This is a genomic window from Lysinibacillus sphaericus, assembly GCF_001629735.1.
GTDB classification, from domain to species: domain Bacteria; phylum Bacillota; class Bacilli; order Bacillales_A; family Planococcaceae; genus Lysinibacillus; species Lysinibacillus pinottii.
The window spans coordinates 3,273,254-3,294,631 of the sequence record NZ_CP015224.1; the positions used below are offsets into that span (position 1 = coordinate 3,273,254).

At 37.6% G+C, this 21,378-nt stretch carries 18 protein-coding genes and 1 riboswitch; of the genes, 5 read left to right on the forward strand and 13 right to left on the reverse strand.

The window, feature by feature from the left end; all coding sequences use genetic code 11:
- Positions 1–41: 41 nt before the first annotated feature.
- The 4 genes from A2J09_RS16080 to A2J09_RS16095 form a co-directional block, all read right to left on the reverse strand.
- On the reverse strand, positions 42–680 hold the full coding sequence (locus A2J09_RS16080) for a hypothetical protein (protein ID WP_012291993.1): 639 nt from the start codon (positions 678–680) through the stop codon (positions 42–44).
- 206 nt (positions 681–886) lie between these two features.
- Positions 887–1,207 (reverse strand): hypothetical protein, encoded by a 321-nt coding sequence (locus tag A2J09_RS16085; protein ID WP_012291992.1) that lies wholly within the window; start codon positions 1,205–1,207, stop codon positions 887–889.
- Positions 1,208–1,364: 157 nt separating this feature from the next.
- Positions 1,365–2,189 carry an NAD(+) synthase gene (nadE, locus tag A2J09_RS16090; RefSeq protein ID WP_012291991.1) on the reverse strand — a complete coding sequence of 275 codons (825 nt, stop codon included), beginning with the start codon at positions 2,187–2,189 and terminating at the stop codon, positions 1,365–1,367.
- Between the two features lie 18 nt (positions 2,190–2,207).
- Positions 2,208–3,668 (reverse strand): nicotinate phosphoribosyltransferase, encoded by a 1,461-nt coding sequence (locus A2J09_RS16095; RefSeq protein WP_036160402.1) that lies wholly within the window; start codon positions 3,666–3,668, stop codon positions 2,208–2,210.
- 312 nt (positions 3,669–3,980) lie between these two features.
- Here A2J09_RS16095 and A2J09_RS16100 point away from each other — a divergent pair, with 312 nt between their 5' ends.
- Positions 3,981–4,322, forward strand: coding sequence for a P-II family nitrogen regulator (locus A2J09_RS16100; RefSeq protein WP_012291989.1), 342 nt, complete (start codon positions 3,981–3,983; stop codon positions 4,320–4,322).
- A 13-nt stretch (positions 4,323–4,335) separates the two neighbouring features.
- Positions 4,336–5,637, forward strand: coding sequence for an ammonium transporter (locus A2J09_RS16105; protein ID WP_012291988.1), 1,302 nt, complete (start codon positions 4,336–4,338; stop codon positions 5,635–5,637).
- 66 nt (positions 5,638–5,703) lie between these two features.
- On the opposite strand, the gene A2J09_RS16110 is transcribed toward A2J09_RS16105, so the two are convergent.
- A complete protein-coding gene (locus A2J09_RS16110; RefSeq protein WP_012291987.1) occupies positions 5,704–6,204 on the reverse strand; it encodes a methylated-DNA--[protein]-cysteine S-methyltransferase in 501 nt (166 codons plus the stop codon).
- A 99-nt stretch (positions 6,205–6,303) separates the two neighbouring features.
- Between A2J09_RS16110 and A2J09_RS16115 the strand changes: the two genes are divergently transcribed.
- From A2J09_RS16115 to A2J09_RS16125, 3 genes are all read left to right on the forward strand, one after another.
- Positions 6,304–7,035: an ABC transporter ATP-binding protein gene (locus tag A2J09_RS16115; protein WP_012291986.1), complete on the forward strand. Its 732-nt coding sequence runs from the start codon at positions 6,304–6,306 to the stop codon at positions 7,033–7,035.
- A complete protein-coding gene (locus A2J09_RS16120) occupies positions 7,032–7,784 on the forward strand; it encodes an ABC transporter permease (RefSeq protein WP_012291985.1) in 753 nt (250 codons plus the stop codon). Before A2J09_RS16115 ends, A2J09_RS16120 begins: the two co-directional genes overlap by 4 nt.
- 73 nt (positions 7,785–7,857) lie before the next feature.
- The gene (locus tag A2J09_RS16125; protein WP_012291984.1) at positions 7,858–8,832 is read left to right on the forward strand and encodes a proline dehydrogenase family protein; all 975 of its coding nucleotides are present in this window, start codon (positions 7,858–7,860) and stop codon (positions 8,830–8,832) included.
- Between the two features lie 44 nt (positions 8,833–8,876).
- On the opposite strand, the gene A2J09_RS16130 is transcribed toward A2J09_RS16125, so the two are convergent.
- The 8 genes from A2J09_RS16130 to A2J09_RS16165 all read right to left on the reverse strand — a co-directional run bounded on the left by A2J09_RS16130 (position 8,877) and on the right by A2J09_RS16165 (position 20,959).
- Positions 8,877–9,488, reverse strand: a complete 612-nt coding sequence (locus A2J09_RS16130) for a response regulator transcription factor (RefSeq protein WP_031416364.1) — start codon at positions 9,486–9,488, stop codon at positions 8,877–8,879.
- 16 nt (positions 9,489–9,504) lie between these two features.
- Positions 9,505–10,653 (reverse strand): sensor histidine kinase, encoded by a 1,149-nt coding sequence (locus A2J09_RS16135; RefSeq protein ID WP_418903501.1) that lies wholly within the window; start codon positions 10,651–10,653, stop codon positions 9,505–9,507.
- A gap of 124 nt (positions 10,654–10,777) precedes the next feature.
- The gene (locus A2J09_RS16140) at positions 10,778–11,809 is read right to left on the reverse strand and encodes a Delta(5) desaturase DesA (RefSeq protein ID WP_012291981.1); all 1,032 of its coding nucleotides are present in this window, start codon (positions 11,807–11,809) and stop codon (positions 10,778–10,780) included.
- 98 nt (positions 11,810–11,907) lie between these two features.
- Positions 11,908–12,417 (reverse strand): GNAT family N-acetyltransferase, encoded by a 510-nt coding sequence (locus A2J09_RS16145; RefSeq protein ID WP_031416360.1) that lies wholly within the window; start codon positions 12,415–12,417, stop codon positions 11,908–11,910.
- 100 nt (positions 12,418–12,517) lie between these two features.
- Complete coding sequence (metH, locus tag A2J09_RS16150) at positions 12,518–15,949, reverse strand: methionine synthase (protein WP_012291979.1); 3,432 nt, start codon at positions 15,947–15,949, stop codon at positions 12,518–12,520.
- Positions 15,942–17,789 carry a bifunctional homocysteine S-methyltransferase/methylenetetrahydrofolate reductase gene (locus tag A2J09_RS16155; RefSeq protein WP_031416357.1) on the reverse strand — a complete coding sequence of 616 codons (1,848 nt, stop codon included), beginning with the start codon at positions 17,787–17,789 and terminating at the stop codon, positions 15,942–15,944. The genes metH and A2J09_RS16155 overlap by 8 nt, the downstream gene beginning before the upstream one ends.
- 89 nt (positions 17,790–17,878) lie before the next feature.
- A riboswitch (SAM riboswitch) is annotated at positions 17,879–17,978 on the reverse strand.
- A 102-nt stretch (positions 17,979–18,080) separates the two neighbouring features.
- The gene (locus tag A2J09_RS16160; RefSeq protein WP_031416356.1) at positions 18,081–19,475 is read right to left on the reverse strand and encodes a protoporphyrinogen oxidase; all 1,395 of its coding nucleotides are present in this window, start codon (positions 19,473–19,475) and stop codon (positions 18,081–18,083) included.
- Between the two features lie 191 nt (positions 19,476–19,666).
- Positions 19,667–20,959 carry a globin-coupled sensor protein gene (locus A2J09_RS16165; RefSeq protein WP_012291975.1) on the reverse strand — a complete coding sequence of 431 codons (1,293 nt, stop codon included), beginning with the start codon at positions 20,957–20,959 and terminating at the stop codon, positions 19,667–19,669.
- Positions 20,960–21,378: the final 419 nt, after the last annotated feature.

The window sequence follows — 21,378 nt, forward strand, 5'->3', positions numbered from 1 at the left end:
CAGCATAAAAAGACTAGAGGAGAGCCCCCTAGTCTAGGCTTTTAATGGCCATGTCCCTCTTGCCCATGATTCATTTCATTTGAATGCATAGAACTAGAATCTCCACTTTCTTCCTTAGCCTTTTTTTCCATCATTTTCTTACGTCGTTCCAATGCGTCATCTTTAATTTTTTGTAGTTCTTCAACATAAGCATTCGGATTTTCTTGGATGTATGTATCTGCTTCCGCTTTGTTCACGAAGTAAATATAGCCCCAGTTCATCGGAGATTTCAGCTCTGTTTTCACAATTGTTACATCTTCGACCTTCGCCCACTCCTTCGTCACAAAATCACGGACGAATTTGGCATTTTTCTCTTCATTGGCAACCTCTGCATTTAACAAACAGCCAATATCATCATAAAATGCAATAGTTCCATCTTCTTTGATCGCTTGCGTTGAAAATACGCCCATCTCATGATCCTTCATGTATACCTTCATATTACACATTTCACAAACTGTATCTTCCTTTGGCTCTTGTAACCGTGAATCGACAAGCGAAGCAACTTGTACAGAATCATCCACTACTTCCGTTTCCATTTCGGTAGCATCTTGCTCTGATCCCTTCTCCTTTACCTGTGGTTTTTCGCTATTACATGCTGCAAGTAATAATAATAATAATGCTGGTAACCATAATTTTTTCACAAATTTTTTCCTCCAATTTTAATTTTCTGTTGCCATATTCTACAATACAGATTAGTTGTGAAATTAGTAAAAAATCGAGGTGAAGATTTGGAAAAATTATCTTGAACATTCAATGAACATCTTCATTTCAAATAATTTGAATTTAGTGCTTCTTTTTCACTCGCATCAAAAACTCCCCACATGTTTAGCTGTGGGGAGTTTAGTCTTTATATGGAAGAACGGTAACTATTAAGTAACTTCTTTTGTCTGCTTAAACGACTAAGTTTTAACGCAGTTTCATTTAATTCGCGACGAATTTGCAAATCATTCGTACTATCCATATGGATGGGCGCAGTTTGCTGATGCTGTTTCTGTTGATTTGGTGTATTGATCGAACTGCGCTTCTTCTCTTTATTTCTTTGCAAACTATTTTTAAATAAATTTTGTGGATTTTGCCCAAAATTATGGCTAATATCACCTGCATGTAGATACTGATTTTCCTGACGAAAAACACTACTTGTCGTTGCATTTACTCTAGAAGTCCTCATATTAAGTTACCCTCCCTTACATTTTATAATCCTTATAGGTAATTATATCGACATTATATGATGATATTTAACAACATAGAACCAAATTGCATAAAAAAAGAGAGAAAAGAGCTATTTTCAAAAGTGAGATTCACTTTTATAACCCTTTTCCCTAATTTTACTTCCAAAAAACATCAAATATTGTAATAGGCATATGGCGTTTATGTTGTGAACGCAAATAATACCCTTCTAGTAATTGGCGAGGTTCTTCTGGGATTTCCTTTCCCTCTAAATAATCATCAATTTGATCATAGGACACACCAAGAGCCACTTCATCTGGCAAAGATGGACGATTTTCCTCCAAGTCTGCTGTCGGTACCTTCGTATAAAGATGCTCTGGACAATTGAGTTCTGCCAATAACTGCTTCCCTTGTCTTTTATTTAAACGAAAGATTGGCATTAAGTCAGCTCCTCCATCACCAAACTTAGTATAAAAACCTGTAATAGCCTCTGCCGCATGATCCGTTCCTAATACAACTCCTCCATTCATTGCAGCAATCGAATATTGCACTTTCATACGCTCCCGTGCTTTTTCGTTCCCTTTGACAAAATCATTCAGCTCAACACCCGCATTTGCTAGGGCCTTCACACTCGCATCGACAGCATCTTTTATATTAACTGTATAAGACCCCGTTGGCTTTATATAGTCGATAGCGTCCTGACAATCTTGCTCATCTGCTTGCACTCCATACGGTAAGCGAATCGCCCAAAATGAATATTTCATTTCACCAACTTCTTTATTCAATTCATCAACAGCTAGTTGCGCTAGTTTTCCTGTTAACGTTGAATCCTGACCACCAGAAATACCAAGAACAAATCCTTTTACAAAACTATAATGTTTCGCATATTCCTTTAAGAAATCAATGGATTTACGTATTTCCTCCTGCGCATTAATAGTTGGTTGTACACGTAATTCTTCAATGATCTGTTGCTGTAAAGTCATCGTTCCATCACTCCCTATTTACATTTGCTTAACCATGTTATGAACTTCTTCAATATTGCGCATTTTATTATCCCAGCATTTTTGACTTAAATCGACTGGATACTCTTCAGGATTCATCGCACGTTTATATTCATCCCATAGCAGCTCTAAATTTCCGGCTGCATAGTCACGCATTTCCTCAAGCGTTGGGTTTGTATAGTTTATTTCGCCATGATGAATCACATGCTGATGTAAATTTTTCGCTTCGAAATTCGTGACAAATTTAGATACAAACGTGTGAATTGGGTGGAACATTTTAATACGCTCCTCCTCCTGAGGATTTTCATCCTGCATCGCGATGTAATCTCCCTCTGCTTTGCCATTCTTTTTATCGATAATACGATATACATTTTTGAGACCTGGCGTTGTTACCTTTTCAGCATTCGCTGATATTTTAATGGTATCCTCCAATTGACCTTCACTATTTTCAATGGCAACCATTTTGTAAACAGCTCCTAACGCAGGCTGGTCATAAGCTGTAATAAGCTTCGTACCAATTCCCCACACGTCAACTTTTGCCCCTTGAGCTTTTAAATTTAATATGGTGTATTCATCCAAATCATTTGAAACAATAATTTTCGCATCATGGAAACCAGCCGCATCTAGCATGCGACGAGCCTCTTTTGATAAAAACGCAATGTCTCCACTATCTAAACGTATACCAATAAAATTAATTTTGTCACCTAATTCTTTGGCTACTTTTATAGCGGTTGGAACACCAGATTTCAAAGTATTGTACGTATCTACAAGAAAAACACAATCTCTATGACGCTTTGCATAAGAATGGAAAGCATCGTAATCATTTTTATACGCCTGTACCAAAGCATGAGCATGTGTGCCAGACACCGGGATGTTAAACAGTTTACCTGCTCGTACATTACTAGTGGAAGCAAAGCCACCTATGAATGCTGCACGCGTCCCCCAAATAGCTGCATCCATTTCCTGAGCGCGTCGTGTACCAAATTCCATGGCCACTTCATTTTTAATAATTTGTTTAATACGGCTAGCCTTCGTTGCTATTAATGTTTGATAATTAACGATGTTCAATAATGCTGTTTCTATAAGCTGAGCCTCCACTAATGGAGCTTCAATTCGAACAATTGGTTCATTGGCAAAAACAAGCTCTCCCTCTACCATCGAATACATATCCCCTGTGAATCGAATATCTTTTAAATACTCAATAAAGTCCTCTTTATAACCAACTTCCTCACGTAAATACGTAATATCAGATTCACTAAAACGGAAATTGCGTAAATAATCCAGCATTCGCTCTAGGCCAGCAAATATTGCATAGCCATTGCCAAAAGGTAATTTTCTAAAATACAACTCAAAAATTGCTTTTTTATTATGTATCCCATCAGCCCAATAGGATTCGGCCATATTGATTTGATATAAGTCTGTGTGTAGCGCTAAGCTATCGTCTGCATAGTTTGATCTCACAAGAAACCCCTTCTTCCGCTTTGATAATTAGTCCTAGTATACACTATATACCCAAATTCTTGCGTATGACATTCTCACTCCTCTATGTTAGGTTTTCTAACATTAATAGTCAGAAAATTTAGAACTGTTCATATTTTAGACACAAATTTTAGTACCGCTTTCATTCCCATTCTGAAACCTTTTTCTCACGAATATTTCGAGAACAAAAATAATTCATGTAATAAAAACTAACACGAACTTCCAAAAAGTAATTGCACTCCTGTTCAAGGCAATTTATCATGTAAATTAAAATTACGCAAGGAGCTGGTACAGATGAAAAAAATCGAAGTAATCATTCGTCCTGAGGTTTTTGGAGCCGTTCGGGACGGTCTTGCACAACAAGGAATTGCAGGGTTAAGTGTCTCTGAAATCGCAGGTTGTGGTCGTCAATTAGGGCGGACTGGTTTATTTCGTGGTAATACGTATGAAATCGAATTTTTACCTAAATTGAAATTAGAAATGATTGTAGATGATAGTAAAGTGGATGGCATTGTAGAAATACTATTGCGTGAAGCAGCCACTGGCAAGGTTGGGGACGGGAAAATCTTCATTTATCCAGTAGAACAAGCGATTCGTATCCGAACAAAAGAAGTCGGATCAATTGCAGTAGAATAAGGGGGCGATATAGATGGAGGAAATAATATTATCGGTTAATTTAATTTGGGTGATGTTAGGCACAATTTTAGTCTTTTTTATGCACGCTGGATTCGCTATGGTAGAGGCAGGATTTACACGTTCAAAAAATGCTGTTAACATCATCATGAAAAATTTTCTTACCATTTCCCTAGGGGGAATTGTTTATTTTTTATGTGGCTATGCCATTATGTTTGGTGACACTGTAGGTGGTATTTTCGGCATAAGCGGCTTTGCTTTAAACGGAGTCGATGATCTTTCATTCTTTATTTTCCAAGCAATGTTTGCTGCAACAGGAGCAACTATTTTATCTGGCGCTGTAGCAGAGCGTACTAATATTTTTGCTTATATAGGAATTATTATACTAATGTCATTAGTTGTTTATCCAGTTGTAGGCCATTGGGTTTGGAGTGGTCAAGGTTGGTTGACTGATTTAGGCTTTGTAGATTTTGCCGGCTCGACAGTCGTTCATTTAACAGGTGCTGTAGCCGCTTTTGTCGCAGCAGTTATGGTTGGACCACGACTAGGTAAATATGAAAACGGTCGAGTAAATGTTATTACAGGTCATAGTATACCATTAGGAGCATTAGGCGTATTTTTACTATGGTTCGGTTGGTTTGGCTTTAATGGTGCATCCACTTTAGCTGCTGATCCTGAACTTGTTCCAAATGTCATTGCTAATACATTTTTTGCAGCGGCCGCTGGTGTCGTAGCAACCGCCTTCTATACAAAGTTCCGTTATGGCCATATTGACGGCTCCCTCACATTAAATGGTGCACTAGCAGGACTAGTAGGAATTACAGCAGGTGCAGCGAATGTCAGCATTATCGGTTCTATTATCATCGGCCTTATCGCCGCCCCATTACTTGTTGAAGGTGTACGATTCCTTGAGTGGAAGCTAAAAGTGGATGATCCAGTTGGTGCAATTGCTGTACATGGTATTTGCGGTGTATGGGGGACACTAGCAGTTGGATTATTTGATAGTAACGGTCAAGGTTTATTTTATGGTGGGGGCTTGAGTCTATTAGGCATTCAAGCAGTCGGTGTTATTGCTACAATAGCCTGGGTTAGTGTTTCTGTAACAGCTGGTATATTTATCATCAAAGCTTTTGTACCATTACGGGTAACGGCTGAAGAGGAAATTGCTGGTTTAGACGTTATAGAGCACGGAGCTCCTGCCTACGAATTCCAAGATATTTTTAAGAGTTCTGCTGTTCGAGGAGAAACCTTTGCACATCGTTTAACACATTTTGGTAAAACCCAAAGCAACGTACAACAAGAAGAACAACACATATAACCAAAAGAAAAATCTGCTCTGCCTTTAATAAAATAGCAGGCAGATTTTTTTAGTAAACTAATGATGTTAAGCTTTCTCTAGTTCTAATAAAAATTGTTTGACATCTAGTCCACTACGAAAACCTGTTAATTGACCATTTTTTCCAATGACCCGGTGACATGGAATAATTGCTAAGATTGGATTTGCACCAATAGCACTGCCTACAGCCCTAACCGCTTTGGGGTTCCCAATACGTTCTGCGATACTTCCATACGATGTTGTTGAACCATAGGGTAATTCTTTAAGGGCGTCCCATACAGCTAATTGAAAAGGTGTCCCCTTCACATGGATAGGTACATCAAATTCTGTCAGTTCCTTATTAAAGTATGCTGTTAATTGTTCTTTATATGGTTGCAATTGCTCTTGATTTTCTTCAAAGCTATAACCTTTGAAAGGCTTTTTAGCCCACTCTTTAACCTCATCAAATGATGCATTAGGTGTTCCAATATAGGCAAGTCCATTATTTGAGGCCACAATGTACATACTACCTTGTGCAAACGTTAATGTATCAAAATACAATTTTTCCATTCCCTTTTCTCCCCATTTCTAAAATCTTATATTTAAAATGCATCTTTCCTTCATTTCATGCTACAGTTATTTTACTGACTATAGCAAAGGAGTTACTATATGAATACGCTATACGAGCCTGCCATTCACTTTCAACAAGTTCAATTCTCAGTAAATGACAAAATGATATTAAAGTCAATTACGGGGTCGTTTCCGAAAGGTCAAATTACCACTCTCGTCGGCCCTTCTGGTGCAGGTAAAACAACCCTGCTTAAATTATGTAATGGCCTTCTTTCACCGACAAATGGGCAAATACTTATTGATAATGAGCCCATCTCAAATTATGAGCCCTCAGCATTACGAAGACATGTTGGTATTGCCCTACAAGCTGCTCCTATGATTGCTGGTACTGTTAAGGAAAACATTGCACTCCCGCGAACATTGCAAGGAAAAAAACTTTCTCAACAGGAGGCCATTCAATATTTAGAGGATGTTGGCTTAGATGAAAGCTTCTTATATCAATCCACAAATGAATTATCCGGAGGACAACGTCAAAAGGTTTCTATAGCAAGAACACTTATTAATCAATCCTCTATTTTATTATTAGATGAAATAACCTCCGCTCTCGATCGCCAATCAGTCAAGGACATTGAAAAACTCATCGTCACTATTAATCAAAAATACAATGTAACGATGATTTGGATTACTCACAATTTGCAACAAGCGTTAACAATTGGACACTACACATGGGTCATGATGAATGGAGAGCTAATTGAAACTGGCAAGAGTGCTTTACTTAAAGCACCAACGAACCCACGTGTAGCTGAATTTGTTCAGGGGGCTAGCATATGACATATACGTCCTTATCACTGACATTAATATTTGTTTGCATCCCTTTACTGCTATCCAAAACATTAAAATTAGGACTTGAAAAAGATACACTTATTGCAACTCTTCGTTCAATAGTTCAATTGCTTGCTGTTGGCTATATACTTAAATTTGTCTTTGATGCAAATAGTTATATGTATATTTTTCTTATGGTAGCTTTAATGATACTAGTTGCTACGTTTAATGCTCGAAAAAAAGGAGAAGGTATTAAAGGAATCACCTGGAAGATTGCACTGACGCTTGTGATAATAGAAATTATTACACAAGGTGTCTTACTGGGCTTCAACATTGTGCCAGCAACCGCTCAATATATTATTCCCATTAGTGGCATGTTAATTGGCAATTCAATGGTGTTATCCATTTTATTTTTAAACCGATTTACGGCTGAAATTACTAGCCATAAAGATCAAATGGAATTAATCTTGTCACTTGGAGGCACACCTAAACAAGCCGTTCATCGACAACTTATCAATGCCGTAAAAGCAAGTATGATTCCTACTATTGAAAGCCAAAAAACAATTGGCTTGGTACAGCTACCAGGCATGATGAGCGGTCAAATTATCGGTGGTGCCGACCCCATTCAGGCTGTACAATTTCAGCTTTTGATCATCTTCGCTCTTCTAACAACGGCAACATTATCAAGTATCATGATTGGTTTTTTAAGTTATCCTGCACTTTTTAATGAGCGTATGCAAATACTTGAAATGAAATAATTGTTAAGCAGATTTAATATAGTTTTAATAATTTATGATATACTAAAAAGAAAATGCAGTTAGGAGAATGACCATGTTATTACGCGATTTTTTCATCCATCTATCTGAAAACCAACTATTGAATAGTGCTGCAAAGAAATATGGCCTAAAATTAGGAGCACAAAGTGTAGTAGCTGGTACAAATATTGAAGAAACAATTGCAAGCATCAAAGAACTAAATGCACATAATATCTCTTGTACAGTTGATAACCTTGGGGAATTTGTTTCAAGTAAAGAAGAAGCAACTGCTGCAAAAGATAAAATCCTCTCTGTCGTAGAAGCTATTCATGAAAATGATGTAAAAGCACATATTTCATTAAAGCCCTCTCAATTAGGTTTAGATATTGATGTAGATTTCTGCTATGACAATCTGTATGAAATTGTTGAAAAAGCGGCTGCTTACGATATATTCGTTAACTTCGATATGGAAGACTTCGGGCGTCTTCAAACATCCTTTGATATGGTAGAAGAATTATCTAAAACATTTAGTAATGTTGGAACTGTCATTCAATCTTACTTTTACCGTGCAAAGGACGACATTGAAAAATTCAAGGACTATCGTTTACGTATCGTAAAAGGTGCTTATAAAGAGCCTGTTGAAGTTGCTTATCAGGATAAATTGGATATCGATTTAAACTTTATTGAGTTAATTGAATATCATTTATTACATGGTAAATTTACGTCCATTGCAACACATGACCATAATATTATTGCTCACGTTAAACGCTTTGTAGCTGATCATAATATTCCACTTGATAAATTCGAATTCCAAATGCTTTATGGATTCCGTACAGATATGCAAAAAGAGCTAGCTAAAGAAGGCTATAACTTCTGTGTATACGTTCCATTCGGCGAAGATTGGTATGGTTACTTTATGCGTCGCCTAGCTGAACGTCCTCAAAACCTTAACCTTGTCACAAAACAAGTGTTTACGAAAAAGACGAATACAGTTCTTGCTGTAGCAGCAGGTGCATTCGTTCTTGGACGTTTAACAAAACGCAATAAATAAAACAGAAAAGAACCTTGCCGCAACCATGCGATAAGGTTCTTTTCTTATTTATTCCATCCTTTTTCTTTAAAGCGTGCGATGGCTTCAATACGATTGCCTACGTTTAATTTTTCTAAAATCGTAGAAATATAGTTACGAACGGTTCCAGCAGATAGGAATAGCTCTGCGGCAATCTCCTTTGTTGTTTTGCCCTCTGCCACAAGTGTCAGCACCTGGCTTTCTCGCTCTGTTAATGGATTTTCGCTATCATCCTCATAAACAAAATCAACGAGCTCTGGGGCATAAATCCGTTTACCATCCATTATCGTACGAATTGCAGAAACTAATTCTTCAATAGGGCTATCCTTTAATAAATATCCCCTTACACTAGCTTTTCTAGCACGCTCGAAATAACCCGGTCTAGCAAACGTAGTTAAAATAATGACTTTACAATCCGAGCCAGAGCCATGCATCTCTTCTGCTGCATCAAGGCCAGTTTTAACAGGCATTTCAATATCCATCACACAAATATCAGGCTGGTGCTCTTCAACAAGCATCACTGCTTCCTCACCATTTTTGGCTAAGCCAACGACCTCCATATCATCCTCCATACTAAGTAAAGAGCGAAGAGCGCCTAATAGCATCCCCTGATCTTCAGCAATCACAATTCGTATCATGTCACAAGCCTCTTTTCTATATGTTCTTCAGATTTTCTTTTACACTTTGATGCGTAATAGCCACTGGAATGGTTACCGACAATGTCGTTCCGTCAACACTTTCAATTTTAAAGGAACCATTGATAAACTCTAAACGCTCTCGCATTCCTTTTAACCCGTTCCCAGTCTTCCATGCTTGTTTTTTTGTAATCCCTTGTCCATTATCACGAACTACTAAGTAAACTTCTTTAAAATTTTGATGAAATGCTATTTCGCATTTTGTCGCACCACTATGTTTAACAACATTATTAACAGCCTCTTTTAAGCACATAGACAAAACATTTTCTACAAGTGGTGGCACTTGCAAGGCATTTTTATCGCCCTCAAAGACAAATTCCATCTCTGCTGCCTTTAGTATTTGAGAAATACGCATAAGCTCATCTTCAAATTTTGCTGTCCGCATGTCTGAAACCAATTCACGAACCTCTTTTAAGGCAATACTGGCAGTTTGGCGTATATCCTTAATCTCAACTAAAGCTTGCTGTGGATCACGCTCAATCAACCTTGATGCCAAATCACTTTTCAAACCGATCATAGACAATTTTTGCCCCAATGTATCATGTAAATCACGTGCAATACGTTGTCGTTCTTCAAAAACAATTAACTCAGCAATACGTTCATTGGCCGTTTCTAACTGTCCTTCTAGGTTCTCACGTTTGTTTTTGGAATAGATTGTTAGTGGTAAAAGAACAACAGCCAAAATAGTTAACACGACAAAAGGTAATTGTGATAAAAATAAGTGAAGCTCGACAAAAAAGCCAGCGCCTGTAGAAATGACTGTAAAGCCAATATGTAGACCGTACATGATATAGAAACCAACTGGTCTTCGTATATTTCCAATGAAAAATGCTGTAAAAATGGAAAGATAAACATAACCATATAAAATCGTCATGACAATATTAATAACCATTTCAAAGCTAATCCACATATATACAAGACCGCTTTTCGAATTCATGGAAAATCGATAAAAAATAAAATATAGCATTAAAAACGTAATGCCTATAGAGATTTCTATATAAGATGATTTTCTAAAAATAAAGAAAAACGGTAGAAAGCAAAAAATAATCCATAAATATATACTGAGCATAGGACTATTCGGAATAATACTATGCCATTTCCTCAACATAATCTCACGCTCTTTCCTACTTTTCCCTTATTATAACAAGAAAATTATTTTTTTGCCCATACATGCTTATTTTCTCAGCTATATTTAAAACAGCCATCTCTCTAATTGAGATGGCTGTTTCTAGCTAAGCGGCAATACTGCCTTTTGCTTTACGTTTTATAATTAATTCGACTTCTTTAAATGTGACAAATTTACTTTGCTCTTCATCATATAGCTTATAACGCAATGATTCTAAACTTGTACGTAAAGTAATCGTTGTCGCCGTATGTAATGGCGGCGTTTCATTATGAGCCTTTTCAAGATTATAGTTAGGTACACGAGGTGCCAAGTGATGAACATGATGGAAACCGATATTTCCAGTAACCCATTGCAAGATTTTCGGCAATTTGTAATACGAGCTACCTTCTACTGCGGCTTTCACATAATCCCACTCTGAATCATGTTCAAAGTAAGAATCTTCATAGGTGTGCTGAATATAAAATAACCAAATTCCTAAAGCACCCGCAATAAATAATGTTACACCTTGGACTAATAAAAACGCTTGCCAGCCCATAAAGAAGATTAAAGCGGCACAAACTCCAGCAATAACAATATTCGTTAAAATTGTGTTAGTACGTTCCTTTTGCTTTGCATCCTTACGATTAAAACGATTTAAAACAAGTACCATATATAAAGGTCCTAAACCAAACATTACAAATGGATTACGATAAAAGCGATACCATAATCGTTGTCCCTTTGAGGCTTGCATATATTCTTCCACAGTCATCATATCAATATCACCAATACCACGCTTGTCTAAGTTTGAGCTTGTTGCATGGTGAATTGTATGCTCACGTTTCCATTTTTCATATGGGAATGAAGTTAACACCCCAGTAAAAAATCCAACCCAGTCGTTTGCCTTTTTACTTTTGAAAAATGATCCATGTGTACAATCGTGAAAGATAATAAAAGTTCTTACGACAAAACCTGCTGAAATAACACTTAAACCAACTGTTAGCCAAGGTGAAACATCAACTAACAAGTAACCTGCCACCCACAAAGCAATTAACGGTACAATGGTATTAATCATTTGAAAAACACTTTTACGCGTGTCTGATTTAGCAAAAGGCGCTACATCTTGGCGTAATTTTTTTGTTTTTTCTTTTATTGTTGCCATCTTTTACTCCCTCGTTTCCTTTTTCTTATGACCTCATCATAAAATAAGAGTATAAGTCAGCAACAGACGCAAACATCACAAAAAGGATATGACATTTGTCATATCCTTTTATGAATCGGTCCAGTCAGATGTAGTTGATAGAACACAAGATCTAGCCATTGTTCAAACTTATAGCCTGCATTTTTTATGGTTCCTGCATATTCAAAGCCTAGTTTCTCATGTGCTTTAATACTACCAATATTTTCTCCATCTATACCTGCAACTAATGTCTTTACCCCTTGCTCCTTCGCTATCTCTATAAGCTGAAGCATAAGATTCGTTGCAATACCTTTTTGATAGTGCTCCTTATGTACATAAACGGAGTGCTCCATAGTATATTTATAACCCGGATAAGGACGGAATTGACTATAAGTTGCAAAGCCAGCGACCATCCCATTATCATCAAATACAAGCAACGGATTTCCTAATGCTTGCTGTTCCCTAAACCACTTCACTTTTTCATCTAAAGATTGAATTTCATATCGATAGACTGCTTTGCTTGTTAAAATTATATCATTATAAATTTCTAATACCTCAGGTATATCTTTTTCTTCCATCAATCGAATTATTTTCCTCACGTCCTTCCGACATTATCCTTATCTTCGATTGTAAGAAAAGAAGATATAGATAGACTTATCATTCCACTATCTATATCCTCAATTTTACGCCTTACACATTGAAATAACGAGCATCAGGGTGAGCAAAAACAATCGCCGATACAGATGCTTCTGGCTCCATCATAAAGCCTTCCGTTAAATGAACACCAATATCTTCTGGCTTTAGTAAACCAAATAATTTTTCTTGATCCTCTAAGTTTGGGCATGCTGGATAACCAAATGAAAAACGTTGTCCCTGGTACTTAGCCGCAAAACGATCGCGCATCGTGAAATCTGTCACATCTGGGAAACCCCATTGATCACGTATTTCTTGATGCATGCGTTCAGCAAAGCCCTCTGCTAATTCTAGTGCCGTCGACTGCAAGGCATGACTTTCAAGGAATTTGCCATCTTCTTTTAGCTGACGAGCTTTTGCCATAACTCCTTGCCCTGCTGTCACTACCATAAGGGCAATATAATCCATTTCTCCACTTTCTACCGTTCTTAAGAAATCAGCCAGGCATAAAAAAGGGTCTATCTGCTGACGTGGGAATGTAAAACGTTCAATTTCTGTCTTGCTATCCGCTGGATCATAAATAATTACATCATCTCCATCTGCTTGGGCAGGGAAAAATTGATATAAACCTGAAGGCTTTAATAAATCACTTTTTAAATAATCATCCACTAAATCTTTTAGCTCTGTAGCTCTTGGATCGCCAGCATCTAGTAATGGTTGCACTTGCCCTTTTAACCCCAAATGATGCCCCAACAATGTCCGCATATTCACATATGGATATAAATGAGAGACAGCGTATTCTTTCTTTACATGACGGCGTAAATCAGCAGGTAAAAAAACTGGTGCTTCCTTTACGGTACGCGCAGGTTTTATTGTGACCTCTTTGGCAGGACGAGCCGCTCTTTTTTCATCTGCCTCTAAACGTTTTTGTCGAGATTCCGCTATTTCTGCTAAGAAGTTTTCACGTGTCCCCTCACCCATTAGTAAATTTGCCTGCTCTAATCCTTGCATCGCATCCTTTGAATAAATAACAGGACCACCATATTCATCAGCAATTTTTGTTTCTGTAAAACGTCGAGAAAGTGCAGCTCCTCCTACTAAAATGGGTACATCAATTCCCGCTTCTTTGAAATCTTGAGCGGTAGTGACCATTTGCTGGGCAGATTTGACTAATAAACCTGATAATCCGATGAAATCTGGCTTTTCCTTGCGAATAGCTTCTATTAATTGAGCAGGCGTCACCTTGATACCTAAATCTACAACCTTATAGCCATTATTACTTAAAATAATATCAACAAGGTTTTTTCCAATATCATGCACATCACCTTTTACAGTAGCAAGCACCATTTTACCCTTACCAGCGCTCTCCTCGTTCTTCTCCATGTATTGCTCTAAATGGGCAACAGCAGCCTTCATCACTCCAGCAGATTGTAAAACCTCCGCTACGATCAGTTGGTTATCATTAAATAAACGACCAACCTCAGCCATACCATTCATAAGAGGTCCATTTATGATATCAAGAGGTGTCTCAAATATTTCTCGGGCAGCCTCTAAATCAGCAATAAGTCCTTCTTTGGTCCCTTCCAATATATAGTAGGCTAAGCGACCTTCTACAGTTTTCGGAATATCAGCTTCCGTCTTTTCCTTCTTTTTGTCACGATAAAAATCGGTAAATACAGCTAATGTTTCATCATTTGTATTAAATAACAAATCATTGGCTAGTTTTATTTCTGCTTCTGGAATAGATGCGTACCGTTCTAGCTTCTCGGTATTTACAATGGCATAATCTAAACCAGCCTGTGTACAATGATAAAGATATACAGCATTGAGAACTTCGCGTCCAACCGGTGGTAAGCCAAACGAAATATTACTAACGCCAAGCACCGTTAAAGTACGAGGCATTTTTTCTTTGATGAGACGTATTCCTTCAATTGTTTCAAGTGCTGAGCCAATATATTGCTCATCCCCCGTTCCTACTGGGAACATTAATGGGTCAAAGATGATATCTTCAGGTTCAATTCCCCATTTTTCTGTTAGTAATTGATAGGAACGCTCAGCAATTTCAAGCTTCCGATGACGATCGACTGCCATCCCTGTCTCATCGATTGTTCCCACAACTAACGAGGCACCATACTTTTTCACTAATGGCAATACTGCATCAAATCGTTCTTCGCCATCTTCTAGATTAATAGAGTTAATGATGGCCTTTCCTTGCGAAAATTTGAGTGCCTCTTCAATAACCTTTTCGTCTGTGGAATCAATAACAAGTGGAACCTTCACTTTTTTTACGACCTCCTGCATAAAGCCACGGATATCTGCTAATTCATCCCGATCTGGGTTCGCTAAACAAATATCTATGACATGTGCGCCGTTTTTCACTTGCGCCCTTGCAATCTCAGCCGCTTCCTCAAACTTTCCATCAATAATTAAGTTTTTAAATTTGCGGGAACCAATAACATTTGTTCTTTCCCCAATAAATAACGGACGCATAGAATCATCGTATAGAAGTGGCTCGATCCCTGATACTACGTGACCATGCGTTTTTTCTGGTAGCTGACGAGGCTTTTCATCCTTTAAAGCTTCACGAATGGCCGCAATATGTGCTGGAGTTGTACCACAGCATCCACCTACAATATTGAGCCAACCTTTTTCTGCAAATCCTTTTAATTTTTGCGATAAAGATTCTGGAGACTCATGATAACATCCTTCCTCATCCGGTAAGCCTGCATTCGGATAACAGCTAATATACCCTGTTGACAGCTCTGCTAACGAGCGTATATGATCCGTCATAAATTCCGGTCCCGTTGCACAGTTTAAGCCCACTGATAGTGGTTGAATATGCTCGATGGAAATATAAAAAGCATCAATGGTTTGTCCTGCAAGAGTAGTACCCATAGGCTCAATCGTTCCAGAAATCATAACAGGTAGCTCTTTGCCAGTTTTCTCGAAAGCACGCGTTACCCCAAGGGTACCTGCTTTCACATTTAACATATCCTGACTTGTCTCTAGTAAAAGCACATCTGCACCTGCTTCAATCAATGCCTTTGCTTGTACATAAAAATTTTCTTCTAATTCATCAAATGTAATACCACCTGTTACGGATAGTGTTTTAGTTGTTGGACCCATTGCACCAGCAACAAAGCGGGGCCAATCAGAAGTAGAATAATTATCTACTGCTTGGCGAGCAATCTCGACTGCACGTTTATTAATTTCCTCCGCTTTTGCACCCAGACTATATTCATTTAATACAAGTGGTGTTCCACCGAATGTATTCGTACAAATAATATCTGCTCCTGCCTCTAAGTATTTATGATGTATTTTTTCAATGACATCAGGTCTAGTTAGCACTAGATTTTCATTACACCCATCTAGCTCCTCCCCGCCAAAATCATCTGCTGTTAAGTTTTCATTTTGCAGCATTGTTCCCATCGCGCCATCAAGAATTAATATTCGTTTATCAAGTTGTTCTTCAATTAAGTGCTTAGCCATTTATACTTACCCCTTTTTTCTGTTCATCCAATTGCTCTATATATTTCATTAACTCTAATGTCACATCGTAGCGTAAAAATGGTGTAATGAGGTAAATTCCATTGAAATATTGCGCAGCCACTTCTACTAATTCCTTGGCAATTGCAATACCTTCAAGTGTGGCGCGTTCCTTATCTTCACCACATGCTTTCATTCTTGCTAAAGCATCTTCAGATAATTTAATACCTGGCACCTCATGATGTAAAAATTCAGCACTTTTATAACTCGTAACGGGCATAATACCAATATAAATCGGTGCTTGTAAATGCTTGGTTGCTTCATAAATTTCTATCATTTTTTCCTTCGTATACACAGGCTGTGAAATGAAGTAGTCTGCCCCATGCTCAATCTTTTTTTCTAAGCGTGCAACAGCACGATCTAAAACACGAACATTTGGGTTAAATGCAGCAGCCACAGAGAAATTTGCCTTTTTTCGGAGTGGTTTCCCTGAGAAAGAGACTCCCTCATTTAATTGTTTAATTAATTGGATAAGCTCCATCGAGGAGACATCATATACACTGGTGGCACCAGGAAAGTCTCCAACCTTCGTTGGGTCACCCGTAACAGCTAACACATCATGAATCCCTAATGCATTTAAGCCCATTAAATGCGATTGCAGGCCAATTAAATTACGATCTCGACAGGTAATATGAGTAAGAGGGCGTACACCATTCGTACTTTTCAATAAGGCACCCATTGCAATATTGCTAATACGTGGGGATGCCAATGAATTGTCTGCCATCATCACTACATCGGCACCTGCCTCATATAGTTGTTTGGCCCCTTCAAGAAATCCTTCTATTTCTAAGTGTCTAGGCGTATCCAACTCCACGATGACCGAGCGCTCACGTTTTACTTTTTCATGAAGTGGTTCATACTTAGCTGGCTCTGCATCACGAACAATCTCAATTTTTGCAGGTTTCGCATACTTTTCACTAACTGGTGATAGCTCCTCTAAATACTTCTTTGCGGCTGCAATATGCTTTGGTGTCGTACCACAACACCCCCCAATTAAGCGTACCCCTTGATCACGCAGCTCGACAGCAGCGCGACCAAAATAATCAGCCTCCGACTCATAAACAACACGCCCATCCTCTAAATCTAATAACGAAGCATTTGGATAGGCCGACATAAACGCCTTTTCTGGAAGTTCTACACCCTCAAAGGCTTGAATCGTATGATATGGACCTAGACGGCAATTGACACCTACTATATCTGCACCAAGAATCTCTAGCTCATGTAGTGCAATATTTAGAGACATACCATTTTGTAAAACACCAGGCTCATGCATAGATACTTGAGCAATTATCGGTATATTAGTTTTGGCGCGTAGCATTTTTAATGTTGCTGTTAATTCTTCAAAATCGTAATAGGTTTCGAGTAAAAGGCCATCTGGATTCCCTGCAAGTAGCACACTTGCCTGTTCTTCAACGGTCTTTAAAATGTCATTTAATGTGGCATCGCTTTTACGAATACCACGAATACCACCTATTGTTCCTAAAACAAATTGACCGCCATCTGCTGCTGCTCGCTTGGCAATAGTAATAGCTGCTTCATTAAATCGTTGGACACTCGATTCTAGTCCATAGCGAGCTAATTTAATGGCATTGGCACCGTATGTATTCGTTTGAATGATATCAGCACCAGCTGCAATGTACTCTCTATGAATCTTTTCAATTAATTCAGGTCTTTGAACATTCATTTCCTCATGGCAATACTCCAATCCATAGCCATACAACACTGTGCCTATTGCACCATCTGCCGTCAATACATGCGTTTTTAACCTTTCCAGCAATCCCATAAATCTAGCCTCTCTTCCTCTATCTCTGTATAATAAAAAGCCTTCTTTTATATAAAAAGAAGGCTTTAACGACTCATCATTATTGTTCCTTCTCATCTTCGACTCAACGGTCTTCTGGATTTAGCACCTGACAAAAAGTTGGTTGCTGAAGCTTCAATGGGCCAGTCCCTCTGCTTCTCTTGATAAGAATTATTAAGTATGAATTTTTTAAATAATTAAAAGAATCATATCGTTTACAGACGTATGAGTCAAGACTATTTCTCACAACAAAGAATTTTTCCGCTTAAAAACTTAAAGATTGGATAGTTCTTCCGCAAGCTCTTCACCAATTTTTTTCCCATTTTGAATGCAAGCACCAATACCTACTCCAAAATAAGAGCAACCTGCTATCGATAAATTCGGGTAGTTTTCATTTAGCTCTAGTAATAAGCCTTGCAGCGCTTCACGATGTGCTAAGTCATATTTAGGCATTTGATCAATCCACTTTGTAACATTCACAACGGTTGGTTTTTCATCGATTCCTAGGCTTTTTCGAACATCTTCTAAAGCAACCGCTGCCAATTCATCATCAGTCATATCACGTAACTGCTCATACGCCGGATTTATACTCTTATAGAATAGGCGCACAAGTAATTGATTGTTTTTCGATGTATGCTTCCACTTACGACTCGTCCAAGTTGCTGCATTACAAGTGACATCAGAATTATGAGATACAATATAGCCTGTACCATCCGCTGGTAAGTTTGCATCAGGCACATCAAAGCCCAGATAAATGGTAATGGCTGACGCTGTAGTAAACTGATTAAAATAATGTGTTAAGGAATCGTCCTGCAATATACTTTGGACTGCCTCATTTGGTAGTGCTAGAACAACATAATCTGCCTCAATGTTTTGACCACTTGTTAAGGAAATCAAATAGTGGTTCTCCATTTTTTTGACCTGACTTGTGGCTACACCTTTAATGATGTCTACATCTGTTAATGTTTGCTCTAATCGCTCAATTAAAGAGGATAATCCATTTTGAAATGAAATAAATTTTTTATTAGCTGCTTTAACAAATTGCTCACGATTCGCATCAAAACCTTTTATGATACTTCCATATTCATTTTTATAGTCAATTAAATACGGTAAAGTGGAGGCAATAGAAAGCTGGTGTAAATCACCAGAATAGACACCTGCTAGAACTGGTGCAATTTGATTTTCCACTAGCTCTTCACCAAGGTAATAAGTTAGAAATTCCCCTATCGAGCTTTCTTTTGTAAAGCCTGCATTGGGTAAAGTTAAATCTTTTAAAGCTTCTTGTTTGGCCTGATCAGAGATAAGTGTGCTTTCTTCAAGTGATGCCACACTCATAGGTATACCGAAAGTAGAATCCGCTGGGATGGCGTGCAGCTCGTTATTTGTATAAATATAGGATATACCTGTTTCGTTGTAAACGAGATGATCTTCAAAATCTAGCTCCTGCACTAGCTCCATTACACCTTTATGGCGAGCTACAATAGAATCAGCACCAGTTTCCATAATAAAACCTTGTTCATAGGCTGAATATAATTTACCACCTAAATATGTATTTTTTTCTACGAGCACTAGCTGAACATCTAAATTTTTTTCCTTCACTTGACGTTGTAGATAATGCATTGTGCATAACCCAGTAATACCGCCACCTAATACAACAACTGTTTTCATAGTAAACCGCCCCTATTTTTAGTTCTGTCTACAGTATAAACTTATTTTCATTGAAAATTACGTTAAACCCTTTACAAATTTAGCAAAAATAGAGCTATCTCAACCGTGAGATAACTCTAGCTCAAAAGAATGATACTTACTAAACACACATTACAATGAGTACTATAGTGTTAAATATTGTTACTAGTGGTCTAGCTTTTTAAATTTTGGGCAAAGCTAGCTAATTTTTCTGCTGAGTTCGTTACTTCAGTAAAAGAAGTACCCAACCCACTTAATATACCTGCAATTGCTTGTATTTTCGTCGCCATGCAATCATTTTGATCTTTTGCTTCTGTCATTGCACCTACTATATTTGTAAATTGACCTTCCGTGTGTAACATATTATCCTCACCAGATGCCACCTCATCTTGGATATTAATGAGAGATTGCTCTAACTTCTCTGTGCGTTCACTCGTTTTTTGCAGCAATAATGCAACAGCTGTGACAGATTCCTTTGTTTGAATGGATAATTTACGTACTTCATCAGCTACTACACTAAATCCCTTCCCTGCTTCTCCGGCACGGGCTGCTTCAATAGCGGCATTTAAAGCCAACAAATTAGTCTGATTGGCAATATTGGTAACGACACTCATAATCGTTTCCATTTCCTTCGACATATCAGATAATTGTTCAATATTTTCTTCTATATCATGAAGAGATTGAATAATATTGTGCATATTTTGTGATTGTTTCTTTAAACATTCACGTCCATCCAGTGCTTGGTTTTCAGCAAGAGTAGACACTTCTAGTGATCTCTTCGCCAATTGTTCAATATCCCCAGACTGCTCGCTTAGTCTGCAAAATGAACTATTGGTTTCCTGTGAAATGGCTGCAAGTAATTCAGAGGATTGTACAATTTGTCGTTCAATTACTTCTTTTTCTTGTTCCATGTTTTCTTTATGCTGTTCCACTGTATTTTCATATGCCTCTAAAACAAGTTGTTGCTCAAAATTACAAATTTTAGAAATAGCTCTTATTGTATTAAACTGATCTTGCGGATGACCAATATGCTGTTCAACCAAGTCTATAAATGAGAGAGATAAATCTTGGAATGCGCAAATATACCATTGTGTTCTAAGCCCAATATGGACGTGCACCTTTGCAATTTTCACACGCCTTTGGTAATACACCTCATCAATCGTTCCATTAAACATTTCAATAATATGCTGCCGTAACGTTACTTTAAGCTTTTCTACAGAACTATGATGACTAATGATATTTACCAAATGTTGTTCGGTACCGATCATATTGTAAAAACGGTTTACGATGTGGTCTACATTGTCCATAACATACGGCTGGAATGCTTTTAAATATTGTAAGTCCTGCTTCGTTACATTCAGCATTTCAATTTGCTTCACCATTAATTGGCGATTAGACAGATCCATTTTCACCGTATATTGCTGTAAATCCAACGCCTTCGTCTTACTCTGTTTTTGAAAAATCACTTATCTTCCCTCTTTCGTCCCGTTTACTTTATTAGGCTGAGAAACAACAAATACCTTTTAGCATATTGATTGATACAACAAAAAATACCGATAAATAGCTTAGCATATTACTATGAGCCCATTTGCTTCAGCTATTTCATTTGTCACACTTCTTCCTCCCAAAAAAGCAGTCACACATTGTTCTATCATGAATAAAAGGTAATTTGCACCCAACTAACAGATCTTCTCTATACATTGACTACAGTCGATTTATTTATGTTTGATTCATTTCAAAATTACTCATTTACCTTAAACATTTTAAAAAATACTGTCAATTTTATCATTACCATAATTTTACATAATATGTATATAAAGTCCTTGTTGTTACATTGTATGAATATCATCAAAAAAAAGCTACCACAATATTATTGGTAGCCTTT

What these genes read in the sequence shown, in the direction of transcription:
- metH (WP_012291979.1), bottom strand. Translation starts at nt 15,949, where the DNA reads ATGGCTAAGCACTTAATTGAAGAACAACTTGATAAACGAATATTAATT.
- A2J09_RS16120 (WP_012291985.1), top strand. Translation starts at nt 7,032, where the DNA reads ATGACATATACGTCCTTATCACTGACATTAATATTTGTTTGCATCCCT.
- A2J09_RS16155 (WP_031416357.1), bottom strand. Translation starts at nt 17,789, where the DNA reads ATGGGATTGCTGGAAAGGTTAAAAACGCATGTATTGACGGCAGATGGT.
- A2J09_RS16130 (WP_031416364.1), bottom strand. Translation starts at nt 9,488, where the DNA reads ATGATACGAATTGTGATTGCTGAAGATCAGGGGATGCTATTAGGCGCT.
- A2J09_RS16160 (WP_031416356.1), bottom strand. Translation starts at nt 19,475, where the DNA reads ATGAAAACAGTTGTTGTATTAGGTGGCGGTATTACTGGGTTATGCACA.
- A2J09_RS16105 (WP_012291988.1), top strand. Translation starts at nt 4,336, where the DNA reads ATGGAGGAAATAATATTATCGGTTAATTTAATTTGGGTGATGTTAGGC.
- A2J09_RS16085 (WP_012291992.1), bottom strand. Translation starts at nt 1,207, where the DNA reads ATGAGGACTTCTAGAGTAAATGCAACGACAAGTAGTGTTTTTCGTCAG.
- A2J09_RS16110 (WP_012291987.1), bottom strand. Translation starts at nt 6,204, where the DNA reads ATGGAAAAATTGTATTTTGATACATTAACGTTTGCACAAGGTAGTATG.
- A2J09_RS16135 (WP_418903501.1), bottom strand. Translation starts at nt 10,653, where the DNA reads ATGTTGAGGAAATGGCATAGTATTATTCCGAATAGTCCTATGCTCAGT.
- A2J09_RS16125 (WP_012291984.1), top strand. Translation starts at nt 7,858, where the DNA reads ATGTTATTACGCGATTTTTTCATCCATCTATCTGAAAACCAACTATTG.
- A2J09_RS16100 (WP_012291989.1), top strand. Translation starts at nt 3,981, where the DNA reads ATGAAAAAAATCGAAGTAATCATTCGTCCTGAGGTTTTTGGAGCCGTT.
- A2J09_RS16115 (WP_012291986.1), top strand. Translation starts at nt 6,304, where the DNA reads ATGAATACGCTATACGAGCCTGCCATTCACTTTCAACAAGTTCAATTC.
- A2J09_RS16140 (WP_012291981.1), bottom strand. Translation starts at nt 11,809, where the DNA reads ATGGCAACAATAAAAGAAAAAACAAAAAAATTACGCCAAGATGTAGCG.
- nadE (WP_012291991.1), bottom strand. Translation starts at nt 2,189, where the DNA reads ATGACTTTACAGCAACAGATCATTGAAGAATTACGTGTACAACCAACT.